Source organism: Aeromonas sp. FDAARGOS 1404, from assembly GCF_019047085.1.
Taxonomy (GTDB): domain Bacteria; phylum Pseudomonadota; class Gammaproteobacteria; order Enterobacterales; family Aeromonadaceae; genus Aeromonas; species Aeromonas veronii.
Map to the genome: position 1 here is coordinate 451,658 of NZ_CP077237.1, position 14,909 is coordinate 466,566.

Genomic DNA, 14,909 nt, shown 5'->3' on the forward strand with positions numbered 1-14,909 from the left:
CTATTTCTCCTGAACTGTAAATATTGTCGGATCAGCAAGGTTCTGACTGGGTGTTTTTTTAATATAATTATCTTGCTGACATGTATTTCTTAAATCAGCAGCAATAGCCATTTCCTCATGATGACGTTGCAAGTTCCCTTCGACCTGTTTATGGCTTTTCATTCCTGACTGTATATTTTTTGCAGTGGATTTTTTCAGTCCACGATTAGTTTTTCGAATTACCTCATCACATTCGCGAAAGTCCATTTCTAACACTGCGCGAGCATTGAATCTCTTCTCATCCAACGCAGCCAATTGTTGTTTAACAATATACAGGCGATGCATGACATTTGCCCAAACCTGATTCCGATATGCCTCACTGCGATCTGTCAGCTCAACCTGATAGACCTCATCACTATCCTCAGTTTTAAACCAAAGATGATTAGTACATGTATCTATGTACCTGACTTTGATTTTGAAACGTCCGAGATTTTTCGCCTGATCCAGCCACTGCATTCGAACAATTTCATTACTGCTATAGTAAAGGCCTCGAAAAAATATCCCATCAGCACGCACCGTAGCCTCATCCTCTGGCAACAGCGCAAATCGCAGGCGGTCTATGGGAACAGGCCTCACCATCACTGAATTTTTCAGACCCCAGTTCCATACATCACGAGGAGTAAAACCAACCCCATCACGTGACATTTCTAGGTTGTGCGAGGTCACGCGCTGACGATGATTATTTGAATAGATAATGATATTAATGAGTCGATACATGAACTGTTCATACGTCAACAGGGGGCGACGAGATGCGTGCTGATCCTCCTTATGTGGATACTTAACCACCTTGCCTGCCTCGAACGGGATCGCTAAAGTCTGAATAATGTCGAAAGTTTTCTCCACTTGGCCTTTCATATCCCCGCGATGATAGGCATTAAAATTACCGACTGTGATACCAATGAGTCCGCGCAGCAGGCTGCAAATATTGGTATCAGTATTCTCAGAGCCCCGGTCGAACGTTAATTCACGACATGGTAAATTGCAGGGCCAGTCAGCCTCTTCGATCTCCACACCATACTGCCGACAAAACTCTCGCTTACTACTCATCGCATTGAATAATGCTTGACTTGCTCCATGCCAACAAGGCGAGTCGAAACCGACATGCAATCCAACAATCATACTGCTGGCGGTATCAACGACAAAATATATAACCGGTCTTCCAGTACTCAGTAGCTCATCGTTACTGTACGGGTAACGGATGTAAACATCGGCAATAGTACTGTCTATTTCATATCGTGACGTTGGCCCCCGCAGGCCGGCACGGGCAAGACCTGGTTTTCCTGCATGGTCACGGGAATAATTAATACTGCCTACTCGCTTTTTCAGGAACGTGAGATCACTGACGAACTTTTTCAGATGATATTTAAATATTCTTGGTGATATTAAATATTCCCTATGAAGTAACATTTTAATTGGTTCTGCTATGTCACAATCCTCAATGCCCTTCGGTAAAACATTGACACATTCATATTTCAAACAATAGTCAAAGTATAGCTCTGACAACCTCACTTCAGAGCCAGATTTAATAGATTTTGAAAAACGCTCAATTTGTATAATATCTCGCTGAGTAATGCCACGATATGGTGTACCATATCGAGTAATTGGGCCACTCTTGGTTGCTTTCTGACCCAATGGCACATCTGGTAGTTGAAAGTTGCTGCCACAATTAAAATAGTGTGGAAGCAATGAATTTGGAAAAGCTCCAAAAAAGAAATAACTATTCAATTGAGCGCAAATGTATTTCCTACTTCGGCCGGAATGTTCAATCAATGTTTTCAATATACCACTTGCATCACCATATAAATAGCGATGTAACAATTCAGGCTGACTAAGCAACGGACTAATTACAGCCAACCTCTCATTGCGAATCTTGATCCATTGAGGTTCTAGCTCACTATCAGAGGAAAATAAAACTTTTGGAAATTGATGTTCAGCCAGAGTCCACTCACCACTTTCAATATTAGACTCGACATTCTCGATTAATAGATTAGTCGGCCGTTTTGGTGGCCCATCTAATAATTCACTTACAGCTAACAACCCCATGTCATAACAAATAGAGACAATCAGAAACTCTGAACCACCATTTGTATTAGTGATCAGTTTCTGGTTAACTCGCATGGACCACCTCGTTGAATGGCACAGGCCTATACAACTCTAAACGTTGTGTAAGATCAACGATTATAACACCATGGTAAACTGCATATTGAAATACACATTTCACCTGCACGTCAGAAATATTCAACTCCTTGGCCACCAGCTGGATCAACACTAACAAGGTATTTGAGGGACGGGCAATCAGGTGATGTTTGATTCGTCCCAATATAATGAGGTATATGGCCTCAGATACCTGAATATACTCAGGCGTATCAAAACACTCACGTAGGAACTCCAGATTATATATATGTACTTTATCGAAGCTTTTTTCCGTTAACAGCACATGGTCAATATTTTGAGTACGCCAATATTCAATGGCAATTTTCTCCTTTGCCCTTGTACGATTAACAACACGGGGGGATGTTATTTCTGGATCCAGCGCATCAGAATATTTGAAGCTATATGGACTCAATATATGCTTCCCTGCCTCCGTTTGCCGAATAATGACAAAATCCTGAGTCATAGTTTTGGCTGGGATGCGGCCACCATAATTCGCCCGCTCTTTGTAATTACCAGGATGGACAATGTGCAGAGATGCCGCAATTTTGAGCGTTTCATGCAGTGGTAACGGATACTGTTCGAGAATGTCGATAACAGTTGGATCGCGTTCGAAATAGAAAAATGGTGCCCTCTCGCCACGACTCAGCAGATGATGCTCACGCCGAGTTTTGTGACTATACACAATCTGCCCCTGACCATAGGTATGGGACTGCCGCACCGTGACCCAGGGCCGATACCCCCGAGCCTGGATACTGCGGTTGTACCGTTCTGTTTTTGCGATCTCCGCATCGGTGACGATGGGCTGCTGAACCGTTTTTTGCTGCATGACTACTCCTACCTGACTTGCATACAACCTAGTAACTGGGCAGGGAGTCGTCAACCGCAATGGCGCACGTAAGACGTTGTTTTTACTTATTTATTTTTATAAATAATAACTATCGACGCTATCATGGCAAAAATGCCACACTCAACAAAATTTCATTTTTTATCTTAAAAAACATAGAGTTATAAAAAATCACATAAGCATACATAATCACGAATATTTATTTTTATAAATAATAAGCAAATATTTTTTATTCCTTTTTTGACATAAGAGGGTGGCGGATATAGAACATTATTCTGAGGCGATTGGTGATTCCGCTCAGAAAAAATGTCCATTTTGGGCTACAAAAGGCTCCATGCGAAGAGCAATCAATGCATCCATACCAAAAAATTCAGCCCGGCAAGGGTGGCCTGCCGGGCTGTGGGTTGCGTATTCTGGTGAAGTTGAACAGTGATTCCGGAATCTGTGAACACCATTTCCGGAAAGTATGCTGACAGGGATTCTTCGAGCAGAAGCTGAGCTTTGAGGGGAGGCATCTTTTCGACTCACCGAACAAGCCAGCAGCCAAGCGCAGCGCGGCAGTTATGGATCCAGGACGTTGGAACAGGACGGTTCATCTGACATCAGAGTACGTGCTCTGAGGTGTCCGGAATCGGTGTACACGCAAGCCGGAATCAGCGTTCATTTTAAACCGGAATAGGTGTTCATTTTCGACCGGAATATGCATGGGTGACTGACGAGCGGATAACTCACGTCAACAAGCGATTAGACATGCCATCCAGCTTCGCTTTGGTCTTTTCCCAACCGGGCATCACCTGACTCATCAACCGGTAAAACTCAGCCTGTTAGAGCTCGCCAAAGAGCTCAATAACGTCAGCAAAGCCTGCAAGCTCATCGGCTACAGCCGTCAGCAGTTCTACGAAATTCGCCGTAATTACCAGACCTATGGTGCCGATGCGTATTCTGGTGAAGTTGAACAGTGATTCCGGAATCTGTGAACACCATTTCCGGAAAGTATGCTGACAGGGATTCTTCGAGCAGAAGCTGAGCTTTGAGGGGAGGCATCTTTTCGACTCACCGAACAAGCCAGCAGCCAAGCGCAGCGCGGCAGTTATGGATCCAGGACGTTGGAACAGGACGGTTCATCTGACATCAGAGTACGTGCTCTGAGGTGTCCGGAATCGGTGTACACGCAAGCCGGAATCAGCGTTCATTTTAAACCGGAATAGGTGTTCATTTTCGACCGGAATATGCAGCCGAGGGATTGCTCGACAAATTGCCCGGCTGCAAAGGGGTTCATCCCAATCGGGTCGCTCCCGAGATTGAACAGGCCATCCTCGATTACTCCCTCACCAGACCAACCCATGGCCCACTGCGGGTCGCCCAAGAACTGGCTCTGCATGGTATCAACGTCAGTGCCGGTGGAGTGCGTGGCGTGTGGCAACGGCACGACTTGCTCTCCAAACACGACCGCTTGCTGCGCCTTGAGAAAACGCACCGTGAGCAGACCATTGAGCTCAATGACGAGCAAATTCGCCTGTTAGAGCGCTTCAGCCCCGAGTTTCGCGAACGTCAGATTGAGGTCCACTACACCGGGGAACTGGTGGCGGTCGATACCTTCTTCGTCGGCGCGCTCAAGGGGGTTGGTAAGGTGTATCTGCAAACAGTGCTGGACTGCTACAGTCGCCACGCCTGGGGGCTCTACACCAGCAAGCTGCCGGTGACCTCGGTCCATGTGCTCAATGAAACGGTACTGCCGTTTTTCGAAGCCCACGAGGCACTGATCTATACCATCTTGTCGGACAACGGGCGTGAGTTCTGTGGACGACCTGACCACCATCCCTACGAGCTGTTCCTGCAACTGGAGGGGATTGAGCACCGGACAACCAAGGTACGCAGGCCGCAGCGCAACGGCTTTATCGAGCGACTGCATCGCACACTGCTGGATGAACACTTCCGTATCAAGGGGAGGACGACCTGGTATGAGTCGGTAGAACAGATGCAGGCAGACCAGGATAGCTACCTGGAGCACTACAACACCCAGCGGTCACATCAAGGCAGGATGATGGAGGGTCAACCCCCCTACAACATGTTCAAGAAGAGTCTGAAATTGATACCGAAGGAAGTGCGCACTAAAATAGCGTAAACAAGACACCGGTTTGAGGCCGGTGTCAGGTGATAACTAGATCTGTACATACCAATAGAGGCTTATGATCTCACATCAAGGACTTATTCGCTCTTTCCCTAACCTTCCCTTAATGTCAGGACACCAGTTGATAATACAAATTATTTTCTACTCAGCATCTTAAATATGTCTAGAGCCTTTGAACAGGTGTGATACAAATAAGGTTCCAAGATGCAAAGCCTTTCGAGCATTGCCTCTATTCTAAAAATTGCATCATCACTGATTGGCAGATATGCTAATTCTGTACACCATTGCCCTATATATTCAGCCCAGTCATTCTTATCCTCAAAGGCAGCTCCTGCGACTAAACCTAATGAAAGATAGTTTTCGGGCTCAGAGTCCACATCAATATAGTCCCGATATAGACGACTTAAAATCACTACCGACGCAGAAAGTTTTCTGCTTCTAGTCAGACAAGAAACTTGCGCTAACCCGTTCAGCACCTGATAGACTGAATCTTTATCGTTTACCGAGGATAACTTATGCTGTGCGCTTTCTAATAGCGAAACTGTATGTTCCAAATATTTTTCATCAATTTTCCAGAAAGGCGCTGAATTCATCAAAACTTTGAACGATGCTAATGAAACATTAGCGCCGACTTGCTTATCAAGCAAATTAAATATTTCTCTCGGCACATCAGCTGGAATAGAGTTACCTTCCAACGGTCCAGGTAAAAACGAATTCATATTGAGTCGAGAACCAGTCATAAGCTCTTCTTGCAGACATTCAGCGATCTCGAATTCACCAACTTCTTGACATACATTATATACCCGCCCATAAATCTCATTAATGAATTGATCTGCTGTCAAGTACGTTGGTAACCATCTTGGCTCCTCTAGTAGATCAATAAAATTTTGACAGTAAAAATAAAGCCCTCTCTGTTGAGCCGCCCATTGCTCTACTTTGTCAAAGGTAACATTTTCTTCCAGTGCAGCTTCAACAATTAAGGCTGACTGGGCAAGTGAAGCGAGACGCCGGTAGAATGGTGGCATACTGCGAAATATCTGAAGTCGCGCCAGTTCACCATCGACGAAAACAGCCATCGAGCAAAAAAGACGTAGATTTTCTAATGTTTTTACAGCCGACACACTCTCAAAAAGAGCTTTAAGAGTCGCATCTAATGAATTTGCGAATTTCAAAATACCGATTTCAAGGCAAGATATCAAAAGTATCGGATGACTGCTTTCAATTGCTCGCTTTGCTATTGACTGATACGAATCTTCGTCAACGAGCCTAGTTGAAATGACTTTTGATATTGACTTATGCATACAAAGCAATAAATTATTTTCAGTTACTCCACCTTCTATTCTACCTTCGAGGTACTGCTTGAGTTCATTATTACAGAACTCCTCAATGTTTTTACTCCCGCTGTACTTACCCACAAGCCGTTCATAATAACAAATTTCATTTGGGACCAGTGTTGAAACACTATTTGATGGTCCTTGAAACTCATTCTTTAACACACCTTTAATGTGGGCTGGTGATAAATCCAAATCAAGCAACAAGTCAGATACATCATCATCACTTACTGCCTCCATTGAGAGAACTGCTCTCCAGTACTCAAACTCCTCTTTCGAAAGGCAACTCTTCTTCGCTACTGTCTCAAATATACTTAACCGTCTGTCGATATCTCCCAAAAGCGGCCAAAAACTATTATTAAGTATCTGCACATCACCTTTGGTTAAAGAAAATGCTGAACTTTCTTCTGGAATATTTCGTAGAAACCAAACATTGCGATTAATATCCTCTAAGGAGGACTCTTCCTCGACATTGTCAAAAGTACTGCGAATAGCTTTAAAGAGAGCGGTTCTGGAAAATGCGACTTCTTTATCACCAAAACTAATCGTGACATCTGTTACTAGCTCTAGTTCTTCCAACAACTTACTATCAGATAATAGTTCCTCTCTCACCAAACTGGGGAATAAATTGAGAGTGTGCGAAACCATATAAGCTCGCACTGAATATGAGTTAGTCATAAACCTCTTCCTCCAGTATCGATTTCTGAGCGATACTTTTAACCTCCGACTTCATCGAATCAATTACAGTCTTAAAGCTCCACGGGTCATTATCCTTTAGCGGCCCCAAAACAAACTCATCCAACCATGCTTTGTAGCCTTTCTTTTGCTCGTCTGATAAAGACTCCGGCGGAATCAACACTGAATTCACTTTAATAACCTCGCCTAAATAGGCCATACCTTCATCCCCTCTTATTTTATGAGCTTGGGCCCACTCCCTATAACCCATAAGCTCATATAGCCAGCAGGAGCTAGCGCGACTTAGTTCAGGTGAGATATCGGCGGTCCACTGAGTTTTTATTGCTTTTGCAATAGTCTTCATCGTCTCATGTAGCCACTGGGCATCTCTTGGGAGCTGAACCAGACCACTAATCCTGATCAAAAACAGATTTTCTCTTATCATTCTTAGCTGTTTAGTTGGTTTAAACTCACCATCAGACATAACGGAGTGATTTAGGTGATATTCAAGCTCTTCACTGGAAATGCTAACAATCTCTAACCCAAACTCCCGAAGTAATGTTCTGAATTCAAGCTTCTGAGCTTTAGAAATAAGTCCTTTATGGTGTAGCGTCTCGATAAAGTCTAATGATGTATAGATTGGTACTGTTCTTTCATCAAATGCAATATTTCGATGCTTATTCATAAATCGATCATCTATCAAAGCTGCATCGCATATTTTTAGCGCCTCAAAAAGCTCTTCTGTTGGCTTGGCATAATTGTTCTCAGAAGCAGCTACTTGGTCTTTTTTTAAAGGTATTTCAGCGAGTGTAACTTTCCCAGATGTAAGCCCATTAAAAAACAACTTTCTTATACTTTCTATTTTCGAATCTGCCTGCTCGACAACTGAACCGTAGTTTATCAGCGTTCTATATCTATCACGCTCGCCCTTAAATACATACACTTCGAATCCGGCTTCGCTAAGTCTATCAAGCATATCAACGGTAATCAGGTAGGTAATTGACAGTGAATCGAGAAATAATCGTGCTCCACTGACCACTTCAAGATCGACAGGCCATTCTTTTTCGTGCTGGCTAAGATAATTTAAGGCTTTAACACACTGAAATTCAGTGATTACGGCTAGATCTTTGAGTTTTTTTATTAATTGGGAACATGAAGTCAGACTGTGATGAAATAAAGAAAGGTCAGCTTCCACCTCTCTAAAGGTGCCTCCTGCCTTATATACAGGGTAGGAACACACGACCACAGATTGCGACTCATTCGCAGGATTCTCACGCACCTCTTCTAGCATAAACGCAAGCTCTTCACCTACATCTAGTGCCAGCTCAGGATTATTAATTTTCTTAGGATGAAAAACGGAAATTTTGCCATCAGTAACAAGCCGCTCAAAATACTTTGCCTTTTCAATTTGGCTCGGCTGATGAAAAGCAACTTTCTGCTTCTCTTCAAAAAGCCATCGCATAAAAGAATGCGGGATAACTATTTTTTCAAAACAATCAAACAGATGGGTTAATATCCCAATATTTTCCATCACCAAAGCACTGGAAGCATCGACTACAATTGTATTACCAACAATGACCTGATCCAACCTTACACCATGAAATAGCGGAATTACATTTTTCCGCCTTATATCTTTAGCCTTTTTATTTTCAAATGGCTGGATCAGATAAAAATCAGACATTGTCTTATTCAATAGTTCCGCCACTGTAAAAATGGGTGCATCGCCATCTAAATAGGCTTTATAGACCCTCTCATTTTTCTCTCTAGCCTCGGACACCATCTCCCTTACATCTTCGAATGAAGCCCTTCGCAATGGACCGTTGTCATTAGAGAGATCTATTGCCTTATTGAGCCATGCTGATGTTTCTTGATTGTCCTCCGTGCCCATTGTTGTAGCGATGAAGTATGATGATGCTAGCACTTGAGGATCATCCATATATTTTCCTGTACAGAAATCTAAAATTTGCCTTGCTCTCCGTGGAGAAATTGCTTTAGCTAACTGGGCAGCTTGTAAAAGGTCATTGGCCTTTAACTCATCCCGATTATTCCAGCAATCTTCCACAAAAATGCTAAGAGACTCCCAGTCACCACCAAATATAGATAGATTGATCTCAAGAGTTTTAAGATCAGTCTGTTGCGACTTATACTGCTTCAATCGAACAATCTGTTCATGAGCACCGATTAAGTCTCCTTTTCTAAAAAGAGACCAAGCCCAATGGGCTTGCAGCCTCTCGCTTCTTTTTACAAGATCTATCTTATCTAATAAAAACTGATGAAGTTCAGCAAACCGCCCCAATAAACAGGCCGCATTACAGACTCTGATAGCATCAGTTTCCTGGCCTGTACGGTAAAAAAGATCTCGGCAGTATGAGTAGTATTTACTACCTCGATTTGTCCTTTCTAACAAATTTACCAAATGAGCAAGATCACTTGTATCTTCACTTTGTTGATATTGACTTATAGCTAATGCAACTGGGTCAGCCCCCTTAACTGATTCGATGATATTTTGCAACTTTCTGACATCAGCATCTGACGCTCCAGAATTCCCGACCTTCTGTAAAAGCTGTTGTGCATCATCGACCAACCCTGACTTCGCTAATGCCTCTATCTCTAGCATACTAATTGCACTGGAATTAACGGCGGCTTCCATTTGAGTTCTGTGGCGGTTAATATAATCCACTGCTGCCGATATTGGCTTTTGTACCTGTGCCAATACAAATCTGGCTAAACCAAGAGTTGCATCATTCTCTGGACTTAGTGCTGTTTGTCTATTTACTTCCTTTTCTATCGCATCAAAATCGATTTCAATTCCAAAAGCAAATGCCAATGACAAATTCTCAAGTGTTTTCTGAGTGTAACTAACAAAGTAGCTCTCAAGTTCTAAAATTGCTTGTTCGTGTGTTTCACTGTTTCTAAGCTGTAACCACAGCACATATTTATCTGATATATTAGCGACATCTTCAGCACCGAGGTGCCTTGCCTGACCTGAACAACATTTGAATAGTTCGACAGCTCTATTTCTAAGCGCTGTCGATTCAGAATCATCTGCAAGTGGAAACTTATCTGCTGCTAAAGGAATAAAAGCCAACACGCTCTCGCGGAGTTCAACAGCCTTAATTGCATTTACCAAGAATGCAAACGCAGAAATCTGCGCCAGTGCTGGTGAAATATAAAATGATGCGTCGCCTATCGTCTGCGCCGAATCTAAAGCCTTTTCCCATTGATGCTCTATCAACAATGTAGAAACCAAAAAGACTTTGCCATCATTGTCTAAATCTTGAGAGCTTAATCCTGCACTTTCTAACCAGAGCAAAGCAGCGTCGTTTCCTTCTACTATTTTTTTAATCATAAAAAAGGCAGAATAATTTGAAGCCCCCCCTGCAAGCAAACCAGACGCCGCATCTACTCTGTTCAATTCAATAGCATCGATAAAGGCCTGTGCTATCGCAGCCTCCTCCGTTTGACACAATTTTTTAGAACATGATAGCCATTTTTTCGCTAGCTGAGCCCTTTCTCCTACACATAAGTATCTTGCAATTAGCGCTAGCGCCCTAGCTTTTACTTGAGGGGTGCCGCCGGACAGCTCTCCATCAATAATGCTTTCTGCTAAAGCAATCGATTTCTCTTCCTTAGGAAAAGAACCGAAAAATCTCAGCAAGGTAATTTCGTGGGCAAGTTTTTCTATTCTTTCGTCTTGAAGATGCTGAGCGGTAAATCCGGCCCCCCTCATCTGATCAACTATCAAATCCGCTGTTTGTTTTGGATGATTTTTAACGGTATCCAGTAGCTTTTTTTCACTTTCCTGGCGCATTGATTTAATTTGAAGCCACACTTCAATAAAATAAATAAAAATACTTAGACCAATTAACACCCACCCGGTTATAAACATTGGAGTTGATATTGGCCCACTATATTCTGGGAAGAATTTTTGGTTACTCAAAAGCCAATTTAAAATATCTAGCCATAAAGGAGTGTTGAGAATGCCTACTCCTGCCAACAACAACGGTACACTTAGTGCTTTCGCTAATGAAGGTCTATATAGTGCAACTAAAAATTTTATGTTTTTTCGCACAACATCCCAATCAATATTCATGTTGTTCTAAACCCTCTCTGAAGGTGGAGTTTCCTTATCAAATGGCTTGGATATCTGCGCCGTTTCGGTATTGGTTGGTAGCGTCACCTCTTTTGGTGGGCTCTTCTCTTATCAACTCGGTCATCTGTATGCCCATCTACCGCACAGAGAAGTAATCTCGTAGAGCTCATATTCCATGGCGCCATCGCAGATGGTTATTCCACTGCTGCATGTAGTGAATTCGCAGCATGGTGTCGAGTGGATAGGAACGGCTGCCGTTGTCAGCTTTCGGGTAGACCGGTTCAATGACACTGAGCATTCTGGCCCATGGGAGCAAAGCGTCCATGCGGGCTAGGAATGTCTCTTTGCGGGTTTTGCGGCGTTTACCATTGAACTTGCTATCCGCGAAAGTAAACTGTTGGACCATGCTGAACCTCATCCCTGATACCAAGTGAGACTGATAGTCTCACACCAGAGACTTGTTCGCACCTTCCCCAACACGGCTGAAAGATCAAAATGCGATCATTTTTATAATTTAATGACTCTCAGTCCACGGAATAATAAAAAGGCCCTGCTGTTGCAGGGCCTTTGAGTTTCCAACTTGAATGGTCGGTTTCCAACTTCAATGTCACGGTTTCCAACTTAAATGGCCGTGATCAAGAAGCCACTTACTTGGCGTAATCCTCAGTCGGGATACAGGCACAGAACAGGTTGCGATCGCCGTAGACGTCGTCGATGCGGTTGACCGAGGGCCACAGTTTGCTGGCACGCACGGCGTTGGACGGGAAGACCGCCTCGGCACGGCTGTAGCCGCGGGACCACTCTGCATCCATCACATCGTCCTGAGTGTGCGGCGCATGGACCAGCGGGTTATCGGCGAGGCTCCACTGCCCCTCCTGCACCTTGGCAATCTCGGCGCGGATGGAGGTCATCGCTTCGACGAAGCGATCCAGCTCGCGCTTGGATTCCGACTCGGTCGGTTCGACCATCAGGGTACCCGCCACCGGGAAGCTCATGGTCGGCGCGTGGAAGCCGTAGTCCATCAGCCGCTTGGCCACGTCCATCTCGCTGATGCCGGAAGCCTCCTTGAGCGGGCGAATATCCAGAATGCACTCGTGGGCCACCCGACCGTTGCGGCCAGAGTAGAGCACCGGGAAGGATTCACCCAGCTTCTTGGCCAGATAGTTGGCGTTGAGGATAGCCACCTGAGTGGATCTCTTCAGCCCCTCGTCACCCAGCATGGCGATATACATCCAGCTGATGGGCAGGATGCTGGCCGAGCCGAACGGTGCAGCCGACACAGCGCCATTGTCACGGCTCTCCTTGTCGGTCTTGACCACGGCGTGACCAGCCACGAACGGTGCCAGATGTTTCTTCACACCGATGGGGCCCATGCCCGGGCCTCCACCGCCGTGAGGAATGGCAAAGGTCTTGTGCAGGTTGAGGTGAGAGACGTCCGCCCCGATAAAGCCCGGCGCCGTCAACCCGACTTGCGCGTTCATATTGGCGCCGTCCAGATAGACCTGGCCACCGTGCTGGTGAACGATGTCGCACACCTCCTTGATGGTCTCCTCGTACACCCCGTGGGTGGAGGGGTAGGTCACCATCAGACAGGAGAGTTGATCCCCCGCCTCGGCCGCCTTGGCGCGCAGGTCGTCGAGATCCACGTTGCCGGACTTGTCACAGGCGGTGACGATCACCTTGAGCCCCGCCATCTGGGCAGAGGCCGGGTTGGTGCCGTGGGCAGAAGCTGGGATCAGGCAGATGTCGCGATGCCCTTCACCACGAGACTCGTGATATTTCTTGATGGCGAGCAGACCTGCGTATTCGCCCTGGGCACCTGAGTTGGGCTGCATGCAGACCGCATCGTAACCGGTCACTTTCACCAGCCAGTTTTCGAGGTCGGCCAGCAGCAGCTGGTAGCCCTTGGCCTGCGCCAGCGGAGCGAACGGGTGCAACTTACCGAACTCGGGCCAGGTCACCGGGATCATCTCGGCGGTGGCGTTGAGCTTCATGGTGCAGGAGCCGAGTGAAATCATGGCGTAGTTGAGCGCCAGATCTTTCGCTTCGAGACGGTGGATATAACGCAGCATCTCGGTTTCGGAGTGGTACTTGTTGAACACCTCGTGGGTCAGCACGGCGTCGGTGCGCAGCAGATCCTGCGGGATGGCGTGATGGGCCTGCGCCGCCTTGTCGAGGGCCTCGATGTCGAGGCCATGGCCTGCCCCTAGGAACAGTTCGAACAACTCGGCCACATCGCCGCGAGTGGTGGTTTCAGAGAGGGAGACCCCTACCGCACCGTCGAGATCGGCGCGCAGGTTGATGCCATTAGCTTCAGCCTTGGCAATAAGTGCTGCTTTATCTGCCGTCAGCACGGTCAGGGTATCGAACCAGCTGGCATGCTTGAGGGGCATGCCCTTGGCCTTGAGGCCAAGGGCCAGAATGGTGGTGAGACGGTGCACGCGGGAGGCGATGGTTTTCAGTCCCACCGGGCCGTGGTAGACGGCGTAGAAGCTCGCCATGTTGGCCAGCAGCACCTGAGCGGTACAGATGTTGGAGTTGGCCTTCTCGCGGCGGATATGCTGCTCGCGGGTCTGCATCGCCATGCGCAGCGCAGCCTTGCCACGGGCATCCTTGGAGACGCCGATAATGCGGCCCGGCATGGAGCGCTTGTAGGCATCGCGGGTGGCGAAGAAGGCGGCATGGGGGCCACCGTAACCCATGGGCACACCAAAGCGCTGGGCGGAGCCCAACACCACGTCGGCACCCAGCTCGCCCGGGGATTTGAGTAGCAGCAAAGAGAGCAGGTCGGCGCTGACGCAGGCCAGCCCTTTTTGGGCCTGTACGGCTGCAATCAGGGCACGCAGATCTTTCACCTCACCGGTGGTGGTGGGGTACTGGAACAGGGCACCAAACACCTCTTCGCTCACTGCATCGCTCGCAGCGCCAACCGCCACATCGAAACCAAAGTGAACAGCGCGCTCCTTGACCACGTCGATCACCTGCGGGTGCACGTCATCGGCCACAAAGAAGAGGTTGGATTTGGACTTGGCCATCCGTTTGGCCAGCGCCATCGCCTCGGCGGCGGCGGTCGCTTCATCCAGCAGGGAGGCGCTTGCCAGATCCATGCCGGTGAGATCCTGCGTCAGCTGCTGGAAGTTGAGCAGGGCTTCGAGACGGCCCTGCGCCAGCTCGGGCTGGTACGGGGTGTAAGCGGTATACCAGCCCGGATTTTCCAGCACGTTGCGCAAAATGACGTGGGGCACATGGGTATCGTGATAACCCATGCCGATATAGCTCTTGGCAATCTTGTTCTGAGCGGCATAGCCCCTGAGCTTGGCCAGCGCTTCCACTTCGGTCATGCCGGCACCGATCCCCAGCGGGCCCGGCAGGCGAATGGCGGCGGGCACGGTCTGTTCAATCAAATCGTCCAGGCTTTCGGCCCCGACGGTCGCCAGCAGCTGGCGCAGCTCTTCCTCGCCCGGGCCAATATGGCGGCGGACAAAATCGGTTTTTTGCTCAAGTTCAAACAGTGACTGGGTCATTTCCCTATTTCCTGATAAATAAGTCCTGGCATGACATCCTGATAACCAAGACCTGATGTTCCTGATCGTCGGCTGATACCGACTCCACTCATGTTCTGGGTCCCGCAGACAGGGTGCG

At 46.9% G+C, this 14,909-nt stretch carries 5 protein-coding genes and 3 pseudogenes; 2 read left to right on the plus strand and 6 right to left on the minus strand.

The annotated features are described in order from the left end of the window. Entirely contained in the window at window positions 1–2,157 is a 2,157-nt protein-coding gene (locus tag I6L34_RS01965; RefSeq protein WP_103251529.1) for a transposase, read from the minus strand. Continuing rightward, window positions 2,147–3,019, minus strand: a complete 873-nt coding sequence (locus tag I6L34_RS01970) for a TnsA endonuclease N-terminal domain-containing protein (protein ID WP_103251528.1) — start codon at window positions 3,017–3,019, stop codon at window positions 2,147–2,149. Before I6L34_RS01970 ends, I6L34_RS01965 begins: the two co-directional genes overlap by 11 nt. Before the next feature lie 812 nt (window positions 3,020–3,831). On the opposite strand from I6L34_RS01970, the pseudogene I6L34_RS01975 reads away from it, so the two are divergent. Further along, window positions 3,832–3,972: pseudogene (locus I6L34_RS01975) on the plus strand (helix-turn-helix domain-containing protein); the annotation flags it as partial. A gap of 299 nt (window positions 3,973–4,271) precedes the next feature. Next, window positions 4,272–5,162: pseudogene (locus I6L34_RS01980) on the plus strand (integrase core domain-containing protein); the annotation flags it as partial. 140 nt (window positions 5,163–5,302) lie between these two features. Here I6L34_RS01980 and I6L34_RS01985 read toward each other — a convergent pair. The 4 genes and pseudogenes from I6L34_RS01985 to gcvP all read right to left on the minus strand — a co-directional run bounded on the left by I6L34_RS01985 (window position 5,303) and on the right by gcvP (window position 14,791). Continuing rightward, a complete protein-coding gene (locus I6L34_RS01985; RefSeq protein ID WP_103251526.1) occupies window positions 5,303–7,177 on the minus strand; it encodes a hypothetical protein in 1,875 nt (624 codons plus the stop codon). After that, window positions 7,170–11,267, minus strand: a complete 4,098-nt coding sequence (locus tag I6L34_RS01990; RefSeq protein ID WP_162628372.1) for a hypothetical protein — start codon at window positions 11,265–11,267, stop codon at window positions 7,170–7,172. Before I6L34_RS01990 ends, I6L34_RS01985 begins: the two co-directional genes overlap by 8 nt. Before the next feature lie 144 nt (window positions 11,268–11,411). Further along, window positions 11,412–11,673: pseudogene (locus I6L34_RS01995) on the minus strand (transposase); the annotation flags it as partial. 241 nt (window positions 11,674–11,914) lie between these two features. Continuing rightward, window positions 11,915–14,791: an aminomethyl-transferring glycine dehydrogenase gene (gene gcvP, locus I6L34_RS02000; protein ID WP_216955485.1), complete on the minus strand. Its 2,877-nt coding sequence runs from the start codon at window positions 14,789–14,791 to the stop codon at window positions 11,915–11,917. Between the last annotated feature and the right edge of the window lie 118 nt (window positions 14,792–14,909).